Origin of the sequence: Bacillus sp. RZ2MS9, from assembly GCF_001816185.2 — a bacterium.
GTDB lineage: Bacteria > Bacillota > Bacilli > Bacillales > Bacillaceae_G > Bacillus_A > Bacillus_A cereus.
On record NZ_CP049978.1, the window covers coordinates 2404580 to 2431291 of the forward strand.

The window sequence follows — 26712 nt, forward strand, 5'->3', positions numbered from 1 at the left end:
AAGTGTAGGCAATAATGAATATATCAAGAGTATTACTTTTTAAGAGGATAATGTAAAAAGTAATTGGTAGAGACATAGAAATCTTTGTAATAGAAGCGAATGCCTGATGATATTACTGAGGAAAGGTGCATATTTTCATTGATATGTAAATATGCACCTTTTCTATTGTATTTGCAATTTAATAAAGTTAATTTGAATTTATGTAACGCACATATATGAAGCCATCTTTTAAAAAAGGAAGTGATTTATCATACACATTCAAGCTGTGAAAATACCAAAGAATATTGAAAGTCATTTGTTTAAGCAACTTAGTAACTTAGTTTCAAATGAGAAGAAAGAACGAATGAAGCGTTTATTAAACTCATGTGACGTTAATAGGACCCTGATAGGGGATTTACTAATCCGATCTCTAATCTGCCAAAAGTATAAAATTAATAATGAAGAAATTAGATTTAAATATAATGAGTATGGAAAACCTTTTGTTGAAAATTTTTCTGACTTTCATTTTAATCTGTCACATTCAGGAGAATGGGTGGTTTGTACTACTGCTAATTTTAATGTGGGTATTGATATAGAAAAGATTTCAGAGATAGAGGCTCTTAAATTAGCAAAAGAATTTTTTTCAGCGGATGAATTTTATGATATATCTAATATGAATTCTGATGAACAAATTAATTGTTTTTTTGATTTATGGACATTAAAAGAAAGCTATATAAAAACGATTGGAAAAGGGCTTTATACCCCATTAAATTCATTCTCTATAAAAAAAGAATCACGAACTTTAATTTCATACAAGAATATACCTAAAAACTTTTACTTTAAACAATATAACATTGATCCAAATTATAAGTTATCTGCTTGTGCAACAAGGGATGAATTTCCGCAAGAGATAATAATTAAAGACATTTATGCAATTTGCCAAAATATATACAAATTTGAAAGTAAGGAGAAAATCAATGCAGAAGACTAAACTTTTTTGCTTTCCACATGCTGGGGGATCTGCGTTTAGTTACGCAAAATGGAAAAATCACTTTAATCCATATATTGAGGTAGTCCCGATAGAGTTAGCTGGTAGAGGATATAGAATTGAAGAAAACTTGTACCAAAGTATGGAAGAGGCAGTAAATGATGTCTACAATAAAATAGTTATGCAGATAGATGATTCGCCCTACATTCTATTCGGGCATAGCATGGGAAGTTTGATCGCCTATGAAGTAGCCAGAAAAATAAAAGATTCTAAAAACGTATCGCCTGAATTTCTTGTTTTGTCCGGTAGAAATCATCCAAATAGTAAAATAAAAAATATCCGACATAATCTTTCTAATGAGCAATTTAAAAGAGAAGTTATTGCAATGGGAGGTACACCATCTGGGGTACTGCAATCAGAAGAATTAATGGAGATTTTTCTCCCTATTCTAAGAGCAGATTTTAAAATCGTTGAGACGTATATTCATGACAAAAATACACAACCATGTGATATTGATTTTCTTATATTTAATGGGGAAAATGATGAATTTACTACATATGATCAAGTAATAAAATGGGAACGATACACAAGTAAAACGTGTACTTTTCATTCTTTTGAAGGTAATCATTTCTTTCTAAATGAAAATATTGAAGAAATAGCAAATAGTATTAAAAGAAAGTTAGATTCTAAAAGATTATCAAATAGTTTTTAGTTTTTTAAGTATACTCATAGCTAACAAAGAAAAATATGAAAGATGAAAAATACAGGCATTGCTGAAATTTTATTGAATATATGCATAGAATCCTAAATGAACTGTTTAAAGGCAGAGACTCTAAGCAAAATGTATATGAATTAACTTTAGTTTAAGTTGGCTTTACCTATAATACCATTTAGAGTCTTTATTATACTTAGTACAAAGTACATAACAGTTAGGGATGCTGTATGTAAAGCTAATGAATATGTGAAGTGAAAAGGCCGACTCTTATAATTATGAGTGGGCCTTTTGGTTTTATGGATATCAAATTAGTGAGCAACATTTCAAAGCGTATCTTGTGATATAACTAAGTAGATTTTTTTAAACAAGGGGATGATGAGATGAATAAATTGAAGGGGAAAATTGCATTAGTAACAGGGGCTAGTAGAGGGATAGGTCGAAGTATTGCCTTACATTTGGCACAGGCTGGTGCGTTAGTCGTTGTTCACTATAGTAAAAGAAAAGAAGAAGCAGAAAGTGTAGTGGATAAAATTTAAAAAGATGGAGGTTCCGCATTTGCGATTCGTGCAGACTTAAGTACTTTTAATGGCATTAATAAATTGTATTCAATGATGGATCAATCTCTTCAAAAATATATAGGTGATACTACATTTGATATCCTTGTAAACAACGCTGGAATTGGGCAGGTGTTAACGATAGAGGAATTTACGTTTGAAATATATGTAATGTTTAGATACCTAAAGGAGTCTACGTTTTGTTAGTAGGGTCTTTCTAGCTAATGATAAGGTACCAGCAAATAAACTATTTTGTCTAATTGACAAATAGAAAGTTTACATAACGTTTTTCTGGTAAACAATTATGAGTCAAATAGTGTGATCAATTAAGTTATTTAGTCCTAAATCATAAGATTTTAATACAAAATACTATAATTTGATTAATAATAGTAGTGAAAAAAATATTAAATATATCTAAGTTTTAAAGCGAATATTAGAAACTGGTGTACCGCATTCTTATTTCAATAGCACATATGCAAGTATTAAAGTCCAGAACTCATCTGGTAGCGTTATGTACAATAAGGAAATTATGGGAAATAGACAACAAAATGCTGAAACGCAAACAGTACCTGTAAAAGAGGGAGATTATATAGAATTTACTCATATAGGAGGGGAAGCAGCAAAGGAAAAAAACACGCGCGACTTTAACTAACCTTGAGAATGGAAAACAGGAATATATCGGAAAGAAAAGAACATATGGGGTTACATCTACAGGATTAATAAGACAATAAACGTATAAAAAAGTTGGGGAAATCCCCAACTTTTTTATACGTTTTAGTCAAGAAGATTCCTTCTTCAAGGAATGCGAAGTGAGTAGGTAGAGGTAAATTGGCTTCGAATAAGGTATGGCAGGAAGCTTTATCAATAAGTATGCAAATATTTAAAAAACTAATTTTTATACAAAAAGTGTATACTTACGACAAAAAAATTTACCTTAACCAACAATTTTGCTTTTAGTAAATTTAAGGTGTGTAATTAATATACATTTTTCGAGGAAAACGCAGAATTCTGTCAAATTATCTTCATTTACATGACTGTGAAAGTGGTATAAAAATGAAGCATATCCAAAATTATTAAAGGGGCTGAAAAAATGATTAAAAAACTTATTATTGGTTCTGTTGTTTTAGGAACAGCAATAGGAGTAAGTAAACCTACATTTGCTTCAACAAATTATTCTCCATCACAGTTTCAAGATAGGGGAGATGCCCAAGTTCAATCAATACCATCGCCATGGCAGTATTTAGGGCAAACCTCTAGGGAACTTCAAATTAAAACTAAGGATCAAAAAGTGCTTGCTTTTGAATTAGCAAAAGAAGCTCCATTTTACGAAGATGAATTAGTGGATGTGTGTTTTGCAATCTTAAGAGAAAATGTAGATGTAGTATATTGGACAAGTAAGGAATGGGCTAGATTTGAAGTAGGAAATTACGAGTTTAAACATGAAATGAAAATTTATAGAGATAAAGAACGTCAGCAATTAATTACTTCAATAGAATCATAAAAAAAGAAGCTATCTTTAGTAAGATATGCATCCAATAATGTAGACAGGAAAAGAGAGCACATAAAACTGTTGCGATATTGGAAAGTAAACTAAAAAAACAAGTATAATTACTTGTTTTTTTTAGTTACAGTAATTATTTAGAAGGCTTAGCTTGTATATGTTCACATATATTTATTGGATAACCATAATCCTCTCTATACTATGATTGGGATACAAAAGCTAGAAAGGTATCAATCCATTTATTCTTAAATTGAATTACCATTCCTCCGTCATGGTAGGTTTCGTTATATTTTGAAAAAACACTTCACAAACAATATGTATTACTTTATGGGAACATTATTAAATTTGAACGATATTAACAATGCTTTGTTGATAATTAGCTAAAAAAGTATTGTACGATTAAATGCATTGTGTTACATTTTTGTTACAAGTTTGTTGCGAAATGTTATAATTATTTCTATATCATTTCCTTTTGTTTCCTTAATGTTACGAAAGGTATAGATGTTTTATGTGTATAGGAGTGTGTGTAGTAAAGAGTCTGAGTTGAAAATACGTGCACACTTTAAATTTCCTTTCTGTCTGAATGAAGAAGACTACCAACTAATTAAAGGGTTCAAAGTAACAACTTTAAATAAAATGTGTTTCCTTTCCCACACACAATTGAGTACATATTTAAAGTACAGCCTAGTTGCTACACTGACTCTTGTACATATAAACATTAAGGTGAAATAGAGATAAGGATTTATTACATAATAAGCATTACTTAGCTAAACGTAAAAATATTATCTGTGCATTTTTATGAAATGTTAAAATGCCTAGATGATATTTTTTGAAGATTTCTTGGATGTGTTTATGAATAACAATTTCTAATACTTAATGATTCTCTACTACTGCAATATCCAATAATTTATGTAATAGGATTTATAAGGTGTATGTACATTCACTTATATAGGGAAAATGAGGTTTTTCATATGAAGTATAGTTATAAAATGTTTATATTTATTTGGACAATTATTTTATTGTTTTTTCTGCTTTATTATGGTTACAGTGAAATTTCCGAAAACGAGCAAGTGCCAGTCATAACAATCAAACAATAAAAATAAGAAATACTACAAAAGCAAAACATAATAAAAATAGATACCCGAAAATGTTTAAGAACAGGAACAATTACATGCATAAACAACCTTACGATTTCCATGCATACCCCACGTCATTTGGGCAATAGGGGAAAAGTATTATTATTTGGCGTGCGCAATCTTCCATCACTAGTAGAAACGGAAAGTTCCGTATCCCTGCTGAAGGAGGAAGATGTCTACCTGCCAGGGGGCGGATCTATTCAGCATCTAGAAATATTGGAATTAAAAGTGTAGAAAACAAATAGTGAAAAGGGAACATATCTTGTGTTTCCTTTTTTATTCTTGTAGATAAGTCTGGGGAGAAAACGGGGATTTCTGCACGTAACATAGATCTCATCGGTATACTAATTGTGTTTTACGTATAGCTGGGAGTTGGTGTGATGGTATTTGCAATGGATGTGAGATTCCGTCATTCTTTTCATGAAATTGAATCATTAGACATTCCAAATATATTGTTTCCGAGTCAGTGCAGGAAATTGTATCAAGTGATTGGAATCGGCATTCAAGAAGAATTCCGCAATCCCTATGTCATTATAAAAGAGCAACATGGTTCCGTTACATTCCGATTACCAGAAGAATTATCAACATGGGTGCAGAACAAATTATTACTTGTTAAAGGGGGCCAGTTTGTTTCCATACTGCATTTCAGTTAGCCATGCGAAGTTTTGTGCCATTTTTTGATCTCGGATATAAAAAGAATAGTCTGTCAGGTTAGGTGAGGAGATGCCACCTCTGACTTTCACATCATACGTAGGATGTGGTGTAACTTGAATCAATTCAGATTTATGATTCTGAATAAACATTCTAACCTTTTCAAACTTGCTAATTACGGGTTGTATCTCCATTTTAAACCGATCATAGGGATATGTTTTATTTTTATTGTAATACCTATCCAGTTCAATCAACTCTGACACTGCTGTATCAAATTCACTCTTTACTTCAGGATTTACTTTTTGCAACCATTCTTTTGCATAAGAGCGGAATGAAGATTTATAAAACAAATTCATATCAAAACCAGCTAATGTGAGTGGCTTTCCTTTTTCTTTTTGTTCTTTCATATAGGTAAATAATTGTTCAAGTTCCTCAGTTTTCCATACAGAGTATAAGGATTGTTTCATCGCTTCTGTAGCGGTTGAGTTATCAAAATTTTGCTGAACAGCTGCTGCTTCCCAAAGCCCTATTTCAAATGCAATCACATCATATTCAAGGTGTAACAGCTTGGGAGGAAGTGCTGGAAGACGGGATCCCTAAGAAAGCAAAAAAACTTGGTGTGAAATAATCAGTTATTTGTGATGGTGGATTCTCCTAGGTGGAGGGTTCGCCGTTTTTTATTATATGTTATGTTGTAGTTTTTATATAAAGCATATTGAAAAGATGGATTAAATCTTCTGGAATGATGTCTCCATAATTAATAACTTGTACAATAACCTTTCAATTATCACTAAGTCCATTCATATCAACAAGTTGTCCCATATATCCCTTTGTAGCAATATCTTTTAAAGTACGCTAAAAAATACCCTTTATTTTATCTTTATCTTATCTTTACCTTATCTTTAAATTTTTATATTAAACTTAAAACCTTAAAGTATTGATGTTTGAGACTAAAAAGGGCGGGAGATAGATGTTCATTACATAGTTTGTAAATAACCAATTACCTTTGAAAAATTAAATTTTTTATACGAGGAGGAATATATGAAGGATACAAGTAAAAAACAAATTATAAAAGTGTTCCTTATTAGTATTTTAGGCTTAGGAATAATACTTGGAATGCTATATTTTAATCATAAAACCAATATTCAAAAAAATAAAGCGCTAGCCACCGAAAAACGTGTATTGCAATATGAATCTACCTTGAAAAAAGAATTAGAAAAATATAATTTAGGAGAGAAAACAGCAGTTTTATTAGGAATTATGTACCAAGAGAGTAGAGGTGAGGGAAACGACCCAATGCAGTCATCCGAATCACTTGGATTAAAGCCAAATGAAATTCAAGAGACAAGCTTGAGCATTAAACAAGGGGTAAAGCACTTTGTTAAAATGTACAAGTATGGAACGGAAAAAGATGTTAGCATGGATACAATTATTCAAAGCTATAATATGGGGCCAGGGTATATTGATTTTATTGCTAGTCAAGAAGTTAAACAACACTCGGAGGATTCGGCCAAAAAATTTTCTAAGATGAAAGTTGATCAAAATCCAGCAATGTATACTTGTGGTGGAAATAAAAATAATTTTAGGTATCCATATTGTTATGGTGATTTCACATATGCCACAAAGGTAAATGGAAAAACAAAACTTATTGAAGAACTTCTTCGAAATGTACATAGCTCTTCTAAATAAGTTGCAGAATGAAATATAATGATACCGTCAGTCATTAACAATAATATCTAAGAAAAAACTATTTTATTTCTTAATTCACATAATTTTCAAAAATAAATTCTGTAGATGTTAATATTTGTTATATAATATATTTGTCAAAGCATTACCCTTGAAGTTTCTACGGTCAATCTGTAAGATAGTTTGTTTGGTCCTTATATTCGCCTTAAACTAAAAAGAACTTGTAGAGATTCCTACAAGTTTTTTTGTTTTAAGGGTTAAATGTGGATTTCAAATATAGTTGTAATTTTTTGAGGGGGAAAAGTAAATGTTTATAAAAACAGAAAGGTTATTAATACGGAAATTTGAGTTCAAAGATTGGCAAGCTGTTCATGAGTATACATCAGATATCAATGTTATGAAATACATACCTGAAGGGGTTTTTACTGAAGAAAATACAAGAAACTTTGTGAATGAAGACATTGGTGAAAACGCTAAGAACTTTCCTGTAGTATTAATTGATAAAGATATTCTGATTGGTCATATAGTTTTTCATAAATATTTTGGTGAGCATACATATGAGATTGGTTGGGTGTTCAATCCTAAATATTTCAATAAAGGATATGCTTCTGAAGCAGCACAAGCTACATTGGAATATGGCTTTAAGGAAATGAAATTACATAGGATTATAGCGACATGTCAACCACAAAATACCCCATCATATCGAGTAATGGAGAAGATTTGAATGAGAAGAGAAGGCTATTTCAGGAAGTGTATACCACATGGGAATGAATGGTGGGATGAATATTATTACGCTATTTTAGAAGAAGAGTAGTGTTTCAGAATGCATCATTTAAATTGACACTCTTATTCCTAAATAGGCAAGTTGACTATCTTTATTGGGGATTCTTGCTACTAAAGGCGAAGTTTATTTTCAGTATCGCTGACGTGCAAAACTTTGTATAATCTGATCTTATCTCTAAATCACAACTGTTACCCCATCACCATCAAGTTAAAGTTTCGTTTTATTTTGCTAACTTGATGGTGATGTGACGTAACCTTAATTATTTAAAAATTTTAAAAAGGCCCCTTAGTCATGTTAAAGGGACCTTGATCACGCAAATGATCTGTAAACCAATTCATTTTTGATATACAGATCATTTGTATAATAATTTTTATAAATAATTGCTAAATAGTGAATTTACATAAATGCTTTTAGTAGTTCTTGAATTAATGGGATTGCTCCACCTATAAATTTTAAAACTGCCATTGCGATTTCCATATTATTCTCTCCTCTTTTTCGTATTAAGATGTAATAAATCTTTATAACCTTATTATAGTAAGCGCTTACAATTATAACAATACATTTTCGTATGCAATATTGCATATTTATACATTAGATCTCTATTATTCATTTTTTAATGGTACTATAGCGAGGTGAGAGTCTTTAAGGGTTCTGCTTAATAGGAGGAAATATGGAAAGAGTGCAAGCGATTTACAGTAATCAAAAATTTAAGAGTTGGGTTAAACAGGTATTAGCTGTAGGAGGAGTAATAGGGTGCTGTTATTTGGTGTTATATGTTTTCTGTTTCTTAGTTATCATGTAAATAGTATACAACTAAACTAGTAGAGTCTTGCCTAGAAAGGTAAGACTCTTTTATTGTAGTACCTGGAGATGAGCAAACTACATACAATATCTCTCAGGTTTTTCAGATCACTTTGTACGGTTTCTTGTTTAGAACACTAATTCCTATCATTGAAAACAGAATTCTATGGATAAAAAATATGTTTTTACTAGATACATATTAAAAAGACAAGCATAAATTATATTAGATTTTGACAAAGTCTTTTTGATTTCGAAAAGGATTTAAATCTTACTTATAGATTTGATTCCTTTTTATATAATATAATCCTTATATTGATACGTAAATATAATACAGTAATAATGATTTAAAAGCAAGAATTTTAGTAGCGGTACGTTCACACATCCATCAACTTAAGATTTTAAAGTAGCTCTTAAACAAAAAAAATTCTTTTTTGAATTGATAGTAAACAAGAAAGGTTGGCAAATCAACAACTAAGAGACTTCTTCAGGAAAGCTAATAAGGGGTTATTACAGAAACATTGCAGTAGATTTTGTCTGCTCCTTTACTGAAAATCTACCTTAAACCAAACTCCATAAAAATATTTGTTCCCCATTGCACCCATACCTGCTAGTTGCATAACTTACTTCGTTACTTCAGCATTTGTCCTTATCCGGTCAATCTCTTCAATTTGTTCTAATAGTTCTAGTTCAACTACATCTGTTGAAGCGATCCTTAATTGAAATTCGGTATGAAAATCTTCATTCTTATCTTTAAGAGCTATCAATTCCTTACTAGAAATATTTGATACATTGAAATATTCTTACATGGTATAATTTTCTTGATGATTTTGGAACTAGAAGGGGTTTAAATGATGGGAAACTTTCAAAGTAATTTTCAAACGGCTACACAAATTGCTACACAAATGAAAAATGCATCGGATACAATTCAAGGTGCGACAAGTCGTTCTATAAAAAAGGCGAGCCGTACTACACTATCTGTTAATGCTCAAGCGCAAGGAGCGAATCAACAAATGCTAGATTTGACTAGACAATTTTGTAGGGCCTTTCAACAAGCAATTGATAATATTCATTTAGTAGCTAAGGATTTTGAAAGAATGGATAACGAACTACAAAAGACATTTCGCTAATGTGGCAACCTACGGTAAAGGGAGAAGGGTAGGGAGAATAAGATGAGTCAAGATGTAGAAAAGCAAATAAATGAATTTGATCATGAATTACGGATAGTATTTGAAAAACAGGATCGAAATCAAAAGGAGATTCAAATCCAGAGACAAGCAGAAATGGACTTTCACGAATTGAGAAATCGAAATAATCGTTTATTTAATAGGATTTTAGAAACATGGCATGGTGATAAAGACGTTTCTCATTTTTTTATGAATAAGCTTCAAGAGTCGCAACATATTGAGCGGAAATTAACATTGGAATTGGAAAATCAAAAAGAAAGATTACTTAAAGAAAGACGCAATCTTATTGATTTAGAAACCGACCTTACTTATCGGCAACAGCGATTAAAAAGGGAGTACAAAGCATGAGTTTAAATATGTATTTAGGGGAAGTACAAAATCAGACCCAAAGTATGAATGCTGTATGTGTCGCTACTATCCAAGCTATGGAGCAAGCAATCCAATCAATTGATACCTTTGCAACTGATACAGTTTTACAAGGGCAAACATATAGTAGTGCAAAAATATTTTTTGTCCAAACTTTTCGTCCTTTAGCACAAGGTATCATTTATTTATGTGAAGAATTAATCCGTCAAAATGATGCATTTCCAAGCGATTTTCAATCACAAGTTGCTTCCACAGATGTCATTGAACAAGAAATAAGAGAGCAAATTCAAGAAATTAATCGAATGATCTCAAGTATAGAATCGATTAGTATTGCTACAGTGTTGCCTGGAATAGATGTCATAGTTATTATTTTAGTGGAGATGAGAAAAAAACTGCAAGAAAAATTAGAGCATCTATATGAATTTAACTATACGTCCAGTAATAACTACAACACAGCTCTTCAACTAGTGGCTAGTATTACTGCCGGCCTTGCTGAAGTCCAAAGTGGAAAAGGCTTTAGTCCTGTAAGTGGTACGTTTAGTACACAAGGATTAAATATGGATTGGACCATTTCAATCCAAGAAATTGCTGATGAAAGAAAACGTCAAGTTGATAATCTTTTAAAGGAAGGATCAATAGAAGAGGGAGCGGTGTGCAAGAAACCTCCTGAAAAATCTACTTCTGAAAAAATTATAGATGGTATTTTAGAAGGTACGGGTCAAGCAGTTGAAGATACAATAGATGGTGTTGTGGCACTTGGTAAATGGGAAACATGGGAGACATGGGGTACGCTGTTACGCATTTAAATGAAACCTTACCTGCTATGTGGAACGCATTATCAGATTCGTTTATTAATGATGTAATAAATGGGGAAGCTGAAAGTCGTGCTAAGTGGGGAAGTTATGCTTTTACACAAATTGGACTTGGACTTATTGGTGATAAGGGGATAAGTAAAGTCACTACATTAGCAAAAGGTGCAAAATTCTCTACAGGAGTGTCTTCTTTCGCAAATAAATTGCCACTGACGGATCGGTTGGCATTTGCAGGTGCAAGTGGATTTGGAAGCAATCAAATAAAAAGTTTTGAAGTCTTACAAAAAGCTCGTGAAACATTTATGTTTTCTATGACTGGTAGAAAAGGTAGAGTTAAGGATGTACAAGATGTAATTCAGGAATATGCAGATAAAGTACTTGATAGGGTAACTGTAGAAAAGGAATATCCTAATTCTTATACGGCATCTCAAGTGTTACGTGAAGAACTAAAAGATGCTGGAATTGATCCGCCTCCATACCATAATGCCGCACATCATATTGTACCGTGGAACGATGGTAGGGCTGTGGAAATACAAAAATTAATGAAAGAGTTTGAAATAGATCCTAACTCTGCTGCTAACGGAGTATTTTTACCTGGATATCGAGCAATAGATAGTAAATATGTAACTACGGAGGCAATGCATATAGGTAATCATGGACCTGAGTATATAGAATTAGTATATAATACGCTGACAGAGATTAAAGAGTTTGGTGGTACTCAAGCTGATGCTGTTGCAGCGCTCCAAACAATCAGAGAAGGATTATTAGATGGCAGTATAAAACTAAATCAACCAAAGTAATAAAAATTGAGTAAGTAACAGATCCTGTAGGAGGGAAAGTATGAAGATTTGGGAATTAAAAAGTAAGTTTAATAACTATGAGTCTTTCCAGTTATTAAATTTTGAAGAAGATCACAAAAAATATATTGATGGAAAAATAAATTCAGTAACTCATTTAGCAAATTCATGGGGAAATATATATATAGAGTGTATTGAAGGAGATATTCATAGTGATTTCCCTAAATTTTGGGGAGGAACTGGTGCTCCAATGATTAGTGAAAAAGCCAAGCAAGTACTTGAACCTTTAATAGGTGATAATGTTGAATTTTTACCACTCTTACGCAATTCAACTAGTGAGGTATATTACTTGGTCCACGTGTTGAATGTACTAGATGCAATTGATGGTGATAAATCAATCTTTAAAAAACTGATTACAGGCCTTATAGTAGGTTGTGAAAAGTTGGCATTTGATTTTAATATAGTTCAAAATGAAATGATTTTTAAAGTTTACATAAATGGAAAAATTCATCCGACGGTTGTCTTTATTTCAGACGAGTTGAAGGCTCTTATTGAACAAAGTGAATTAAAAGGTTTTGAATTTATTGAAGTATGGGATTCAGAAGAACTTTCGTAAAGAAATTTAATAAAATCACATCAGATTAATGATGTTAATTAATACCTAAGAGAGTAATAAATAAAATAGAAGAAGCTTATGTATTTGCATAAGCTTTTTCTTATGGTTATGTATAAAAAGGCATACTAATCAATATTGAATATATATTTTGAGGTTGCAAAGTAAGTGGTGATTGTGCTCCAGGGCATAAAAATATAGCTGCTGATAATCGAATACAATCACATCATCCTATACAAAATGAATGGGCTAAAAGATGGGCTATTAAGGGTGGATTTGATTATAACGAAAAGAAAGCTCAAGCAATACTTTTACCATCAAGTTCTGGTTTACCTCATGCGAAAATTTCTGCTATGCAAAGAAAGCGAAGAAGGCTTGAAGGATATGATACTGATATAAATTATGAATTTAATGTAAGCTATAGAGAAATGATTGAGGCAGGAGTTGATCAGAAAACTGCAAGAAAAGTATTGGTAGATGCTTATAAATATTTTGATAGTTTGGGAGGTTTTGTGAAAAAATGATAAATTTATCTAATGTTTCTGGTTTAATAAAAAATAAGCCAGCAAATGATATTGAAATTCAAGAAATAGAAGATGTAATGAAAGTTGAATTACCAAATGTACATAAAGATTTATTGAAGTATACAAATGGTTTTTCTATAGGTGGAGGATTAATAATTTATGGTACTGATGATATTATAGAAAGAAATGAGACTTGGGAAGTAACAGAATATGCAAATGGTTATGTTGCTATTGGTGATGATGGTAGTGGCAATGTTTTTTTTATGTCGCAAGGTGCAGATGTACGAGAAGTAAGAGCTGTTGATTCTGGTGATATGAATCCAAATCATGCCACTGTAGTTACATTAGATTTTATTGAATGGGTAAATACGGGTTGTTTGAATCAAAAAATACAGAAAATAAAAGAAGAAATCCCAGATACGTGTAATATAGTGTTAATAGAAATTCCTAATGGAGGATTAAAAGATTTAGTAAAGATAAAAAGTGTACTCGCACTTGATATTTCAACAGGGGAACTATTAAAAGGATTGAAAAACCTTCCTTTTACATTAGTAAAAGGAGCTCCATATGGTAAAGCAAAAAAAATAATTGAAAAATTAGGATCTATTGGTTTAGCACTAAATATAATACCAAATGAAAGAATCTTTTAGCTGGAATAAACAACGAGTAAAGGTAGCTAGAATTCATGAATACATATCAAATACTAGAAAAGATTACTTGGATAAAATTTCAACTGAAATCATCAAAAATCACGATGTTATCGGTATAGAGGATTTGCAAGTATCGAATATGTTAAAGAATCATACGTTAGCAAAAGCAATTAGTGAGGTATCTTGGTCGCAATTTCGATCCATGTTAGAATACAAAGCAAAATGGTATGGCAAACAAGTTATTGTCGTATCGAAAACATATGCTTCCAGCCAATTATGTTCTTGTTGTGGATATCAAAATAAAGACGTTAAAAATCTAAACCTACGTAAATGGGTTTGCCCTTCATGTCAAACACATCATGATAGGGATATTAACGCAAGTATCAATCTAAAGAATGAAGCGATAAGGCTTCTAACCGTAAGGACTGCGGGGTTAGCCTAATCAATTAGAGTTCGATAGAACTCTTTACTTAGGAATCCCTCACTTCTAAACGAAGTGAAAGTGGGGGGAGTTCAAGTGAGGAATTAATTCATCAAAATGATGTGTTTCCAAGAGATTTTCAATCACAAGTTGCTTCCACAGATGTCATCGAACAAGAAATAAGAGAGCAAATTCAAGAAATTAATCGAATGGTCGCAAGTATAGAAGCGTTTAGTATTGCTACAGTGTTGCCTGGAATAGATGCCATGGTTATTGGATGGTAGTTTAAAACTAAATTAATTTAACCAATCATAGATACTTAATAATTAAATTCTGAAGGAGTAAAAAGGTATGAAAATTTGGCAATTAAAAAGCTTATTTGATAACTATCAATCTTTTCAGTTACAACAAAATTTAAACGATGAAAAAGAGGTTATTACTGCTACCTCATATGAAGATTTAAATTTAACAGTGGCTTCGAAAATTACAGCTCAAGAGATTGATAGTTTTATTGCAAAATATCATTCAGATAGTCCCTTAGTTGGACATGGACAAGATTTTATCAATGCGCAAAATCAATATGGCGTGAGTGCTCATTATTTAGCGATGCGATTTTAGAATCTGGATACGGAAAATCAGAAATCGCATATCAAAAACATAATTTATTCGGTCTACGTGCATATGATGGAGATCCGTTTAAATATGCGAAATATTTACCAAGCTACGGCGATAGCATTGCTTATAATGCTAATTATGTACGAGAAAGATATTTAGAAGAAAGTGGTATGCATTATAACGGGCCAACATTAACTGGCATGAATGTGAAATATGCATCAGATAAAGGCTGGGCTAAGAAAATTGCAGGCATTATGGAACGTATTAAACCGTTTCGTGTAGAAGACTATACATATGCAAAAAAATTATCAAAGAATCCTGAAACATTAGATGTCGAAGCGTTATCAAATGAAATTCCGTATAAAATGTATGCAGACGGTTCAAGCTCAAATGTTGTATCATCAGCTACTTACTACCAGGTACCTTATCCATTTAATTTGAAAATTAAAAGTAGACCAGATGTAGCTGTCGAGGAAAATAAAGTTGGTACAGTAACTCCTGGAGCAACCATCTTTATGTATCGTGAAGATCCAAATGGATGGGTAGAATTCTCTTTTGAAGCTAATGGAGAAAAATATTGGACATTAAAAAATAAATTAAGTATGTAATTAAAAAGATCTATTGCACTAGTTTTAAAAGTATGGGATTGTACAATTGATTCTCTAGATTGGAAATACAGTAAAGTACCCGTTGATGTAGTAGCTGCAAAGATTATTCAAAATGTTGCGCAAAGTAGGTTCATTTTCAGCACTATCTCCTGGTTCACCGTAATCTTTAATGATGTAATATTCCTTATCTTAAATGTATATATTGAATATATGAATATATTGTGTTATGATGTGAATTAGAAACTCGCGTGTTTCAAATACAACATTTTTATCTTCTTGATGACCTCTTATCTTTCCGTAAGAGGTCCTTTTTTATCCCTCCGTATTGCATAGCCGCTAAAATACTATGAAAAGATACTAGAGACTACTACAATGTGATATTCTCTAGTATTTTTTCTTTATCCATATTATCTATTGTTGGGTAATCGATGAATTATTAATTTTTGTATGATTTTCACAAAATAACTTTGAACCATTATTTATTTCAATATAAAATAATAAAGGGGTATATATGAATAGATATGTCCTTTTTATGTGATGATATTGCGAATTGAAGCGTAATACTGAAACGGTAAACGAGAAGAATCAGTGCCGAAACAGATAGTAAGGAAAGTAAAACAGTAACAGCAGACAATACTTATAATGAAAACGTTCATAATGGACTGTCTATGGATGGAGAAAAAATACGAAAAGATAAAAGGGGCAAATGAATATGAACAGAGCCTTTAAAGGTACCGTATTAGCAGGGATAAGTGTGGGTTTCTTGCTAACTGGTTGTACAATAGAAACATATGTCCTAACGCAGTCCAGAATATAAGCAAGTAGATTAAGTATTCTAAGCAGATAAATGAAGACTATAGCGATGAAGAAATTGAAAGACAACTAAGAGGTATAGCATCCTGACTTTCTAAATAACATGAGTGTTTCTATAGAATGAATCCTTAGGAGGGCTATTGTGGAACCTTTAATCAATGCTATTTTATACTTTGTATTTTTATTTGGAGCACTGTTTCTTATACTGGGTACTGCATTGGTTTTATTAATCGTGGCTGCATTACCAGTAATCTGGAAGAAGAATCTATCATTCCTAATGATTAGTTTAGGTATAAATATACTTGTCATTCCATTGTCTTTTTTTATTGGCGGGATGGCAACAGATTCCCCTGGTAGTACGATGCACGATTTTTGGGAAGTATTTTTCTTTATTCAGGTATTTCCGTTTCCCCTAGTACTGCTATCTTTAGTTTGGTGGCTTGTGCGTCGAAAAAAAGCAAAAGTTCATGTATAGTGTTTTTAATGCAAATAAGCTGTCTGTTTGGGCAGCTTATTATATTTATTACTAAGCGTGATTATTTCCAAAATGAATGCAATACCACTATACAGTTAAATTGAAGGTGAAACATATTGAAATCTTATCAAACTTTAGCTCACTTGTATGCATTAGGACTAGGCTGCGGACTTTGGAATAGAGAGGAGGTTATTTCATGGTGCGATAGGTTGATTGAAGCAAGTGATCACCCGCCATATGAAATTATGGAGATATCTTTAATGTCTAAAGCAAAGCTGATATATATAGAATCGGCTTTACTGTCATATAGCCGCATAGTTGATGAAAAACCCTTGGTAAACATCCTTCTTTCAGTCTTAAATGAAAAGTTAGTAGCTCAGAAATGGAATATTAAACAAGCGATTACTTGCTCTACTCGATTACTAGTAAATAGAGGCCTGTATTGGGAAGAAGAATATTTTGATTTATACAGCCTTAATGATAGCTATGACTTAGCGCAGGAAGGTATCCATTTTAATGAAAAAGATGTAATTTCTGCTTATATCGATATATTAGATGTTTTTCGCATCCATTTTAACGAGTTTGAAGATCTCTATTTACAAGTCATGAAACAGAAGTGGCAAGGGTAGAAGGCAGGAAAAAGAATCATTGAATCGTAAGAGTTATTTCCTGTATTTATCACCAAATTTATCTAGCCAAGACAAATCTGTCTTCGTGTTGATGAATTTTTGTCTCTTAATAGCTTAATGCTATCGTTTTTAATTTTTCCGACAGCCAGCAAAGTTAGCATGTTTAATGCATAATCAGACGCCTGTAAATGAGCATTACTATTTAAATTTTTACCAGAGAGTAATTTAGTTAATTAGTAGAAAAAGGAAGGGGCCTATTTGGCTCCTTCCTTTTTCTCATACATACATAACGCTTGTTGACAACTTATGAAATAATAGCATTCATCGCTATTAAAATATAACATTAAAAGCAATTAATTAGATATGTAATTTTGCATATATTGTACTATTTCATGAATAGGAACAAAACTATTTATTCCTTTCTGTATGGAGACAAATAGATTTAGGTTTACTTGGGGTAAGAAGACCTGATCATTGATTGCTGGTTAAACTATATTTCTACGTATTTGAAACAAATTATTTCACTGAATTGTATGTTAAAGAGAGTGAGGGATTTATGAAATGTAGATTATTCCTTGATTTCTTATTCGTGATTTTACTTGGACATCGGAAAAGAAGTTACGTTATATACGATTTCAAAAGGGGATATTATTCAGTGCATCCAAAGATGCGCTCCGTTTCCTGTTTCCTATCCTACTAAATTACCATTCCAAGCAAATTTCTTCTCTTTCAAACAATTCATCCATTGAATAAAGATAATTCGGCCATACGTATCGGAGGACATGAAACTTTCTTAATACCATTTGGAATATATTTCAATATACTTCCGATACTATAACAGATTGAAAATTTCTTTATTGGAGGTATATAATGGCATATCCATTTCGTAACTTAGTATTTGAAGGTGGCGGGGTAAAGGGAAGCGCTTATATAGGTGCCATCCGTGCACTAAATGAAGAAGGGATTTTACCAGAAATACAACGATTTGGAGGGACTTCAGCAGGAGCGATTACTGCATTACTTTTAGGTCTTTCCATTCCATTCGCAGATCTTGTAAAAATCCACAAAGACATGAATTTCAAAGCGTTTAAAGATGATGATTTTTCGATTGTACAAGATAACATTCGTTTATTTTTTGATGGTTTTGGTATCTATAAAGGGGATTTCTTCACTGAGTGGGTAGGAAAGATCGTTGAAAAGTGGACAGGGAGTAAGGACACAACTTTTCAGCAGTTGTATGACAAAACAGGAAAAGACGTGTTTTTCCAAGGAACGAACGTTTCTACACACCAGCTTCGTACGTTTTCTCGCGAAACGACACCTGATGTCCCGTTAGTAGTTGCTGTGCGGATTTCGATGTCCATCCCATTCTTTTTTAAATCTGTGGAATGGGATAAAGATTATTATGTAGACGGAGGTGTACTCGATAACTACCCAATTCGTTTATTTGATCGGAAAAGTTTTGTGAATAAAGAGGAACACTTCACGACCACAGATACGATTGACGAGGTTAATAAACTGATAAGCAATATAGAGGATCATTCTACACTAAGAAGCTTACACACGAAATACAATGCATCTTTCTTTGATCCTACAGATGAAATTGTCTACAACAAAGAAACACTTGGTTTCCGTTTAGAATCTCAGGCGGAGGTTGCCATGTTAAAACATATCGCAACCTCAACAGAACATCATATTGGCCATTCTCTTATTCATTTTGCATGGAATTTGTCTCAAACCATGATCAAAGGTCATGAGAGCGGAAAAACCACCAAAGAAGATGCTGCCCGCACTGTATTTATTAATACATTCTTTACGTCGTCGTTTAATTTTGATATCACAGAAGAAGAAAAGAAAACACTCATGAATTCAGGTTATACTTCTACTAAAGACTATCTACATCAGTTTAATACGTCTGAAGTAAAATTGTTTAATCGACCATAAAGCCGAGTGCAATGCACTTGGCTTTTTTTTATCGTCCTGTAAATTCTTTTTTTAGTAGCTAATAAAAATTTAGATAGACTATGCATAGAACAAGAGAGAGGAGATAACAGAAAGTAATAAATATAAGTTTTGATGACTTCTTATTTTGTAAAACTAGGGTGTAGAAAGGGTGAAACAGGTGGAAGAAAAACGAATTATGATTTATACAATTTTTTGGCTAACACAGTACAAAAGAGAACCTTAGAACGGTGGATAGGAATGTATCAAAAAATGAATAGAGTAGCAAGGCGGATTTATTGTGGAAGTAGGGATTTTCCTTTTTCTTTCTACTGATAATAAAGCGTTATGTAGACTGGGGATGTATAAGGTATTCATTGCTATTCCTTCAAAATGCTGATGTTACATCACATTAAAATAACCTCTAATTTAAGTATTGAAATTCTCTAAATCTCGATGTATTATATTCTTGTATTTTCTCACTTTGCGAAGCCTAGAAAACATCATCACTTCTGAAAGAACTCGAACTCTAGCCGGTTCTTTGAATTTACTTGAACTTATTTTTGAATCATTGTATTATATTTTCGAGTCTTACTCATATAAATCATTATCAGGAGAATCTGCAAATTTGCAGGTTCTTTTTTATTTTATTGAAAGTAAAATTTTAGCCAGTCGTTTATTTTCATATTGTTGGTTTTTATACGTGTTTGGTAAAAAATCAATGTGTTGCAAAAAAATACTATGCTGAAATCTAGTTCGGTATAGCAATGTGCATATAAAAGATCTCACTTTGCTATATCCCCTAAAAAGAGTCATAAAAATCTATATTTTTTTAATTCAGTTGCATACTACAAAACTTCTTTTAAAAGAAATGTATGTACATACACATTATATTTTGTTCCATAACTCTCTAACTTTCGTTCACGATAGTCTGTTAAGTACAGGATTATTGGCGGGTGGTGCAATAGGTGCAGAAGATGTGAAAACAAATGAAAAAGTACAAGTTGCTGTTGCAGGTAAAGAGGGAAATATGACGTATAAAGAAATTGATAAAGCGGAATCTCCATTGTTATTTGGAATGTATCCTTTATGTTAAGATCCTAATAAGAAGTTAGTTTTTTTTGATAATTAATATTTATACAAAATGTATAATTAATATACTAAAACGTTTTTAAATTTTATTAATGTATTCCTTTTCATCTGAATGAATTATTTATTGCAACAGGTTTCCCGTTCAAAACAAGATGTTCAAACAAAAGACAATATAAGTATCTTTATAATGATTTTTCAATATAATCAATGTGTTTATGAAAGGAACTCTGTGTTATTTTTGCTTTTTTACTAACTAATACAGCTTCAAACAAAGGACACAATTGCTACATACTAAGTATAATTTATTACCTATTCAAAATTCTGTCTATTCAATCTTTCTAAAAATAAAAAAAGATTAAACTTATAAATATACAAGTTATAATGAGGGCGTCGAGACACAATTTATTACCTCTAGAGAAAATATCAAACCTCGTTTTGGATTAAAAATTCTAAAGAACTTGCCAGTAATTTTTTAAAATTGGACATACTGATATGATTACTATACGGAGGATAGCGGATTAGAAGGGAAGTTTATTCAACTCAATAAAGAAAGCGTTATCAAACAAAACTTGTTTTGAATCGATCATTCTAATAACTTAGATTCAACTACAGCTAAAAATAATAAATTATGGGGGTGCTTATATGAACATGAATGTAGCATCTATTAAAGAAAAAAAGATTGTTAAATACAAAAGTTGTTTTGATGTGATTGGGCCCATAATGATAGGCCCTTCAAGTTCACATACTGCAGGTGCTTTGGCTATTGGAACAGTTGCTAATAAATTATTTCAAGGTCTTCCTAAAAAAGTTGTGGTAAAGTATTATGAATCATTTGCTGAAACCCATAAAGGTCACGGAACTGATTTTGCAATTATTGCTGGTATATTAGGCTTAGCTGCTGATGACAGCAAAGTGCCAGATGCTATTAAAATAGCAGAGTCTAAGGGAATTGACATTACCTTTATTGAACAATTGGGTAATAGTCCTGCTGGTCATCCAAATACGGCAGATGTATATGCAGAGGATGAAAGTCGAAGTATTAGAGTAATGGGTATTTCGGTCGGTGGTGGGTTGATTGAAGTCAAAAATGTTGAAATTGATGGATTTAGCTTAAATCTGCAGGGGCCATTGCCAGTTGTTATTGCGATTTCAGAAAGAGCTGACTTTGAATTTGTTTTACGCAGGATCTTTAAACAATATGATGTGGAAATTAACAACTTTCATAGTTTGGAAGATAAAACAAAATATTTATATGCATTCGCTTTGGATTCGATATTGCCAGGTAATGCTCAGAAGGAATTAGGAGATTTAAGCAATATAGCTAATCTTATTATTTTTTAGTCACATTAAGGAGTGAAAAATATGTATATGGCCATAAAAGAAATTGTGGATGCAGCTAATAAAAGCCAAAAGCAAATTTATGAATTAGCAATCGAACAGGAAATCAAACAAACTAAAACTTCTTATGAAGAAGTATGGAGTAAAATGGAACGAAATTTAGCGACTATGCAACATGCAATAAATAAAAGTATCGAGGGCGACGGTGTATTTTCTCCAACAGGTTTGACCGGAGGGGATGCTGTAAAAATTAAAAACTATCGAGAAAATAGGAAAACTCTTTCTGGAGATTTGATGGTGTTAGGGATTCAAAGTGCTATCGGTGTTAATGAAGTAAATGCTGCATTAGGAGCTATTTGTGCAACTCCAACAGCAGGTGCGAGTGGGACGATTCCGGGAGTCCTATTTAGTATTAAAGATACGTTGCAGTTAAGTCATGAAGATATGATTCATTTTCTATTCACTTCAGCGTTATTTGGAACGATAGTCGCAAACAACGCTTGTATTTCAGGAGCGTATGGAGGATGTCAAGCTGAAGTAGGAAGTGCCTCAGCGATGGCGGCTGCAGCTGCGGTAGAAGCTGCGGGTGGAATGCCACAGCAATCTTCTGAAGCTTTTTCGATTGCATTACAAAATTTACTCGGTTTAGTTTGTGATCCGGTCGCTGGTTTGGTAGAAATTCCTTGTGTAAAGAGAAACGCCATTGGAACGGCAAATGCTTTAGCAGCAGCGGACATCGCATTAGCTGGCGTAAACAATCTCATCAATGCTGACGAAGTGATTGAAGCCATGTATAGAGTTGGAAGACAGATGCCTCGCGAATTAAGAGAGACAGGTTTAGGTGGTATTGCAGCTACACCTACAGGAATTTCCATTAAAAATAAAATCTTTGGGGAGAAACAATCAAATCAATAAGTTATCGAATATATTGTGAAGTTTTTAACAATCTTTACTCTATTGTTCGCCTAAGGATGTCTGTATATTGGGGGAGTTATCAATAAAATATACTACTATATAATTAAAATATTTTATAAGTGGTAACAAACCCTTCAGGTTGATGCTTCGCTAATTTTTTGATTTTTATTAACCTAGAAGAGGGATATTCGTTGTGGGGCACTATATAAGCTATTCATTTTTCAAGAACGGTCTATATTCCTATATCTTAAAAAAAGAATTAAGAATAGGACACAAGGAGGAATTATTATATGGATGGGAATACTGCAAAAAACATAGAATTTCAAGCTGATAACACTGCAGTAAAAAATGAGAAATATCTAGACCCTAAAAAGTGGCATAAACAGGATACTACCTGGGCATTGAGCCTTTTTGGAACAGCAATTGGAGCAGGAGTACTCTTTTTACCGATTAATGCAGGTTCAGGTGGTTTATTATCATTGCTGTTAATTACATTACTTGCATATCCTGTTATGTATTATTCACATAGGGCGCTTGCTAAAATGATTTACGCTTCGAACTCTGCCGATGAGGGGATTACAGGTACAATAAGAGAGTATTTTGGAAATAAGGCAAGTATCATTTTTAATCTTGTATATTTTGTCTCCATTTATACGATCGTGCTGATGTACTCGGTCGCACTTACAAATACCGCTAGTAGCTTTATCGTGCATCAATTGCACATGTCGGAGCCTCCAAGGTCCATTTTATCGCTTGTTTTAGTACTCGGTCTTATCGCTATACTAAATTTTGGTCAAGATATAACTGTAAAGATCATGAGCATGCTAGTGTATCCTTTTATAGCTTCTCTACTTTTTATCGCAATATCTTTGATTCCACAGTGGAATACGTCAATGCTTAGTTTTTCAGCTGTTTCTACTGCTTCAACAGGAACAGGATATTTAGGAACGATATGGATGATACTTCCAATTATAGTATTCTCGTTTAATCATTCGCCTATGATTTCGTCATTTGTTATGAAACAGAGAGCTACGTATGGAATAGATGCTACTGATGCTAAATGTGCTCAAATACAAAAAGTTTGTTATATTATGACATTCGTAGTTGTTATGTTCTTTGTTTGGAGCAGTACCTTAAGTCTGACTCCAAATGATCTTAAGGTGGCAAAAGAACAGAACTTGTCAATCCTATCATATCTTGCTAATGAGCTTAATTCGCCAGTAATCACTATTGCAGCTCCTATCATTGCATTTGTGGCTATTACAAAGTCGTTCCTTGGTCATTATATAGGAGCGTATGAGGTAATGCGTGACATGATTATCAAGTCCAGTAAAAAACGTGGGAAAGATATAGGAGAAAAAACAGTTAAGACAATGATTCTTACTTTTGTCGTATTAACATGCTGGTATGTTGCTTATACAAATCCAAGTATTCTTGGAATCATTGATGCCCTTAGCGGTCCGCTAGTTGCTGCTATCTTATGTATACTACCAATGTATGCAATCCATAAAGTATCAGTACTTGCTAAATATAAAGGGAAATCTAGCAATGTATTTGTCATTATTATAGGTATTCTTACTGTCCTAGCAAGTATTAAGTCATTATTCTAATCCACTATTGTTAGTATCGATGCAAAAACCGTGGGATATGGAAAAAAGAAAGATTCTTAACAGAACTGAATTCTATATTGTTAAACTAAAGAAATCATGGTTTTGGACAAACTCCTCACATTGGAGAGTTTGTCTTTTTTTATCATTTTAGCCAAGAAGACCCCTTCCTCAAGGAACGTAAAATAAGTAGGTGGGAGATGAATTGGCTAAAATGATAAACTGGTGACCCCGTATGTAGAAGTAAAAAAGGGGGAAACTATTGTATAATTATCGATAATTTAGGGGGCGCCAAATGAAACATAATAAAGAAGTAACACTTGGGGATTACGTTCAATTTTCATATCGTAAAAATCATAATTTGAAATTAATGGGATTTGTGGTGAATGTTTTACAGAATACAATTGTTGTAGATATTGCGGAAAGAATGGATATCGAGGTAGATGATTTTAGGCAAGTTGTAAAGCATGGTTATTATAATAAAGTGGTTCATAAGCAAATAAAGAATAGTGTTTCATAAAAAGTGCTCCTATATATATAAATTTAGGAGCACTTTTTATGGAGAGAATTTTCGCAAAGATTTTTTTGTCTGAGGTATAAAATTTTCATATAAAAATACGTTTTGAAGATATTTTCTTATTTGTTAATTAATAATTTTTTCAATCTTTATAGCTGTTATGGATTTAAAATATTATTCATAAGAATTTCACATAATTTTATTAAAAAGAAAAATACTAATACTTGTTTTAATACTTTACTTCGAGTCATTAAAACAAATTTACTAACTACGAAACAAGGAGGCATCACTGTGGACATTCGTGAAGGATTAATTCCAACAGCTTTAGGTACAGCAGTGACAGCAGCAGGTTATGCTCTTAAACAAACTCGTGGAACTAATAAAATGATTGCAAATACAGTATTTGGTTTTGGTTTAGCACACGTCGTTTTAGGTGTAATCGATCTTGTTGAACATCGTCGTTAGAACGAAAGGCAAGCATTGATATATGCTTGCCTTTTTGGGAGTACATTTATTATTCATTTTTCAAAATATGTTTGTATGGCGTAATCATTATCAATGTAATTAAATAGTTACACTACAAGGAAATTAGAAAGTAAAACTGTGAGCATTGAATTTTATGAAATGAGATGGTGATGGAATGGAATTTTCTTCTGAAAGTAATACGTATCATGCTGGTGACATTGTTTATATTTTTTACCGAAATCCTCATACTCAAGACGTAGCTAACATACAAGCTGCAGCAGTTGTAAATAATCCTGAAAGACCTAATGAATTAGCACTATTTCTTTACGAAACGTATTATCCACTAACAAATGAGATGGCTATATATGCTACCGAAGATGAGGCAAACCAAGCTTACACTTACTATTATGGTGATATTTCAGAGGGGATGTTAGAATGAATAAGCCATTTATGCCTAAGCTCGTATATTTTGAACCGAAAGCATTGGATTATCCTTTGGGGAAAGAGCTGTTTGAGAAGTTTTCAAAGATGGATGTTGAAATTCGACATACTACTTCCCATAATCAAGTAAGAGATTTGCCAGGGGATAACGATTTTCAAAAGTATCGAGTAGCAAAATCCACGCTGGTTGTTGGTGTTAGAAAAACACTGAAATTCGATACTTCCAAGCCTTCAGCAGAGTATGCAATTCCTTTTGCAACGGGATGTATGGGACATTGTCATTATTGTTATTTACAAACAACGATGGGAAGTAAGCCTTATATACGAACGTATGTAAATGTTGAAGAAATTTTAGATGCTGCTGATAAATACATGAAAGAGCGTGCACCTGAAGTAACAAGATTTGAAGCGTCGTGTACTTCAGATATTGTAGGAATCGATTATTTAACGCATACCCTTAAACGGGCCATTGAGCATTTTGGAGAATCTGAATATGGGAAATTGAGATTTGTTACGAAATTCCACCATGTAGATCATTTACTTGATGCTAAACATAATGGAAAAACAAGATTTCGCTTTAGTGTAAATGCTGATTATGTGATTAAAAACTTTGAACCAGGAACTTCTCCCTTAGCTAAACGAATTGAGGCAGCAGGAAAAGTAGCTAGAGCTGGATATCCTCTTGGTTTCATTGTAGCTCCTATTTACCTGCATGAAGGCTGGAAGGAAGGATACTATCATATGTTTGAACGCCTAAATGCTGAATTACCTCTTGATGCACGGGATGATATTACATTTGAATTTATTCAACATCGTTTTACAAAGCCAGCTAAGAGAGTAATTGAAAAAAACTACCCGATGACAAAACTAGAATTAGATGAAGAGAAAAGAAGGTATAAATGGGGGAAATATGGAATCGGAAAATACATTTATCAAAAAGAAGAAGAAGAGGATATAAAAAACTATCTGTATTCCTATATGAAACAGTTCTTTCCTAATGCAAAACTAGAATATTTTACATAAAAGAAACGAACAAAATTCATTACATCATCAATCTAAAAAATTACTCACTCAAAAAAGTGGTATTGGTCAAC

Annotated in this window: 23 protein-coding genes and 10 pseudogenes; 29 read left to right on the plus strand and 4 right to left on the minus strand. The window is 32.5% G+C overall.

Annotation, left to right across the window (positions count from 1 at the left end; translation table 11 throughout):
* The first annotated feature begins 265 nt into the window (after positions 1-265).
* The 5 genes and pseudogenes from BHV55_RS12300 (at position 266) to BHV55_RS12320 (ending at position 3737) form a co-directional block, all read left to right on the plus strand.
* Positions 266-970, plus strand: a complete 705-nt coding sequence (locus BHV55_RS12300) for a 4'-phosphopantetheinyl transferase family protein (RefSeq protein WP_000701216.1) — start codon at positions 266-268, stop codon at positions 968-970.
* Positions 957-1679, plus strand: coding sequence for a thioesterase II family protein (locus tag BHV55_RS12305; RefSeq protein WP_001172937.1), 723 nt, complete (start codon positions 957-959; stop codon positions 1677-1679). The genes BHV55_RS12300 and BHV55_RS12305 overlap by 14 nt, the downstream gene beginning before the upstream one ends.
* A gap of 383 nt (positions 1680-2062) precedes the next feature.
* Positions 2063-2404 (plus strand): annotated as a pseudogene (locus tag BHV55_RS27670) (SDR family NAD(P)-dependent oxidoreductase); the annotation flags it as partial.
* Positions 2405-2657: 253 nt separating this feature from the next.
* Positions 2658-2967, plus strand: a pseudogene (locus BHV55_RS12315) (putative mucin/carbohydrate-binding domain-containing protein); the annotation flags it as partial.
* 359 nt (positions 2968-3326) lie between these two features.
* Entirely contained in the window at positions 3327-3737 is a 411-nt protein-coding gene (locus BHV55_RS12320) for a hypothetical protein (RefSeq protein WP_070758111.1), read from the plus strand.
* Positions 3738-3936: 199 nt separating this feature from the next.
* Here the strand turns inward: BHV55_RS12320 and BHV55_RS27890 are convergent.
* Positions 3937-4023 (minus strand): annotated as a pseudogene (locus tag BHV55_RS27890) (DUF2278 domain-containing protein); the annotation flags it as partial.
* Positions 4024-5253: 1230 nt separating this feature from the next.
* Between BHV55_RS27890 and BHV55_RS12330 the strand changes: the two are divergent.
* Positions 5254-5526, plus strand: coding sequence for a hypothetical protein (locus BHV55_RS12330; protein WP_002164541.1), 273 nt, complete (start codon positions 5254-5256; stop codon positions 5524-5526).
* Here the strand turns inward: BHV55_RS12330 and BHV55_RS12335 are convergent.
* Together BHV55_RS12335 and BHV55_RS27450 are read right to left on the minus strand one after the other, a co-directional pair.
* Positions 5479-6069 (minus strand): erythromycin esterase family protein, encoded by a 591-nt coding sequence (locus BHV55_RS12335; RefSeq protein WP_048568143.1) that lies wholly within the window; start codon positions 6067-6069, stop codon positions 5479-5481. The two genes, BHV55_RS12330 and BHV55_RS12335, sit on opposite strands and share 48 nt — an antisense overlap.
* A 160-nt stretch (positions 6070-6229) precedes the next feature.
* A pseudogene (locus BHV55_RS27450) lies at positions 6230-6352 on the minus strand (vancomycin resistance histidine kinase VanS); the annotation flags it as partial.
* Between the two features lie 213 nt (positions 6353-6565).
* Here BHV55_RS27450 and BHV55_RS12340 point away from each other — a divergent pair.
* Together BHV55_RS12340 and BHV55_RS12345 are read left to right on the plus strand one after the other, a co-directional pair.
* Positions 6566-7213, plus strand: a complete 648-nt coding sequence (locus tag BHV55_RS12340) for a lysozyme family protein (protein ID WP_048568142.1) — start codon at positions 6566-6568, stop codon at positions 7211-7213.
* Positions 7214-7517: 304 nt separating this feature from the next.
* Positions 7518-8024: pseudogene (locus BHV55_RS12345) on the plus strand (GNAT family N-acetyltransferase).
* A gap of 366 nt (positions 8025-8390) precedes the next feature.
* Here BHV55_RS12345 and BHV55_RS12350 read toward each other — a convergent pair.
* Positions 8391-8576: a hypothetical protein gene (locus tag BHV55_RS12350; protein ID WP_001987408.1), complete on the minus strand. Its 186-nt coding sequence runs from the start codon at positions 8574-8576 to the stop codon at positions 8391-8393.
* 1067 nt (positions 8577-9643) lie between these two features.
* Between BHV55_RS12350 and BHV55_RS12355 the strand changes: the two genes are divergently transcribed.
* The 21 genes and pseudogenes from BHV55_RS12355 (at position 9644) to splB (ending at position 26641) form a co-directional block, all read left to right on the plus strand.
* Complete coding sequence (locus tag BHV55_RS12355; protein ID WP_070758113.1) at positions 9644-9922, plus strand: TIGR04197 family type VII secretion effector; 279 nt, start codon at positions 9644-9646, stop codon at positions 9920-9922.
* Positions 9923-9964: 42 nt separating this feature from the next.
* A complete protein-coding gene (locus tag BHV55_RS12360; RefSeq protein ID WP_070758115.1) occupies positions 9965-10327 on the plus strand; it encodes a DUF3958 family protein in 363 nt (120 codons plus the stop codon).
* A pseudogene (locus BHV55_RS12365) lies at positions 10324-11957 on the plus strand (AHH domain-containing protein). The gene BHV55_RS12360 and the pseudogene BHV55_RS12365 overlap by 4 nt, the downstream one beginning before the upstream one ends.
* A 40-nt stretch (positions 11958-11997) precedes the next feature.
* Positions 11998-12570, plus strand: coding sequence for an imm11 family protein (locus BHV55_RS12370; RefSeq protein WP_070758118.1), 573 nt, complete (start codon positions 11998-12000; stop codon positions 12568-12570).
* Between the two features lie 260 nt (positions 12571-12830).
* Positions 12831-13091 (plus strand): hypothetical protein, encoded by a 261-nt coding sequence (locus tag BHV55_RS12375; RefSeq protein WP_231130309.1) that lies wholly within the window; start codon positions 12831-12833, stop codon positions 13089-13091.
* The gene (locus BHV55_RS12380) at positions 13088-13741 is read left to right on the plus strand and encodes an SMI1/KNR4 family protein (RefSeq protein WP_070758120.1); all 654 of its coding nucleotides are present in this window, start codon (positions 13088-13090) and stop codon (positions 13739-13741) included. Before BHV55_RS12375 ends, BHV55_RS12380 begins: the two co-directional genes overlap by 4 nt.
* Positions 13722-14183 (plus strand): annotated as a pseudogene (locus tag BHV55_RS12385) (RNA-guided endonuclease TnpB family protein); the annotation flags it as partial. The gene BHV55_RS12380 and the pseudogene BHV55_RS12385, both read left to right, overlap by 20 nt.
* A gap of 77 nt (positions 14184-14260) precedes the next feature.
* Positions 14261-14437 (plus strand): annotated as a pseudogene (locus BHV55_RS12390) (cytoplasmic protein); the annotation flags it as partial.
* A 127-nt stretch (positions 14438-14564) separates the two neighbouring features.
* Positions 14565-15385, plus strand: a pseudogene (locus BHV55_RS12395) (glucosaminidase domain-containing protein); the annotation flags it as partial.
* Positions 15386-15409: 24 nt separating this feature from the next.
* Positions 15410-15502: pseudogene (locus BHV55_RS12400) on the plus strand (polysaccharide deacetylase); the annotation flags it as partial.
* Positions 15503-16340: 838 nt separating this feature from the next.
* Complete coding sequence (locus BHV55_RS12405) at positions 16341-16673, plus strand: hypothetical protein (RefSeq protein WP_044797405.1); 333 nt, start codon at positions 16341-16343, stop codon at positions 16671-16673.
* A 116-nt stretch (positions 16674-16789) separates the two neighbouring features.
* On the plus strand, positions 16790-17302 hold the full coding sequence (locus BHV55_RS12410) for a protein kinase (protein ID WP_070758122.1): 513 nt from the start codon (positions 16790-16792) through the stop codon (positions 17300-17302).
* An 870-nt stretch (positions 17303-18172) separates the two neighbouring features.
* Positions 18173-19246 (plus strand): patatin-like phospholipase family protein, encoded by a 1074-nt coding sequence (locus BHV55_RS12415; protein WP_000331137.1) that lies wholly within the window; start codon positions 18173-18175, stop codon positions 19244-19246.
* A gap of 868 nt (positions 19247-20114) precedes the next feature.
* Positions 20115-20339: a hypothetical protein gene (locus tag BHV55_RS12420; RefSeq protein ID WP_180985142.1), complete on the plus strand. Its 225-nt coding sequence runs from the start codon at positions 20115-20117 to the stop codon at positions 20337-20339.
* Between the two features lie 638 nt (positions 20340-20977).
* Entirely contained in the window at positions 20978-21676 is a 699-nt protein-coding gene (locus BHV55_RS12425; protein ID WP_070758128.1) for a serine dehydratase beta chain, read from the plus strand.
* 21 nt (positions 21677-21697) lie between these two features.
* The gene (gene sdaAA / locus BHV55_RS12430; protein ID WP_070758130.1) at positions 21698-22588 is read left to right on the plus strand and encodes an L-serine ammonia-lyase, iron-sulfur-dependent, subunit alpha; all 891 of its coding nucleotides are present in this window, start codon (positions 21698-21700) and stop codon (positions 22586-22588) included.
* A 290-nt stretch (positions 22589-22878) separates the two neighbouring features.
* Positions 22879-24198, plus strand: coding sequence for an aromatic amino acid transport family protein (locus BHV55_RS12435; protein ID WP_000348959.1), 1320 nt, complete (start codon positions 22879-22881; stop codon positions 24196-24198).
* Positions 24199-24490: 292 nt separating this feature from the next.
* Positions 24491-24715 carry a DUF2187 domain-containing protein gene (locus BHV55_RS12440; RefSeq protein WP_000682214.1) on the plus strand — a complete coding sequence of 75 codons (225 nt, stop codon included), beginning with the start codon at positions 24491-24493 and terminating at the stop codon, positions 24713-24715.
* 288 nt (positions 24716-25003) lie between these two features.
* Complete coding sequence (locus BHV55_RS12445; protein WP_000354585.1) at positions 25004-25177, plus strand: hypothetical protein; 174 nt, start codon at positions 25004-25006, stop codon at positions 25175-25177.
* Positions 25178-25352: 175 nt separating this feature from the next.
* Positions 25353-25616, plus strand: coding sequence for a transcriptional regulator SplA (locus BHV55_RS12450; protein WP_000396091.1), 264 nt, complete (start codon positions 25353-25355; stop codon positions 25614-25616).
* Complete coding sequence (splB, locus tag BHV55_RS12455; RefSeq protein ID WP_001039638.1) at positions 25613-26641, plus strand: spore photoproduct lyase; 1029 nt, start codon at positions 25613-25615, stop codon at positions 26639-26641. The genes BHV55_RS12450 and splB overlap by 4 nt, the downstream gene beginning before the upstream one ends.
* The last annotated feature ends 71 nt before the right edge of the window (positions 26642-26712 follow it).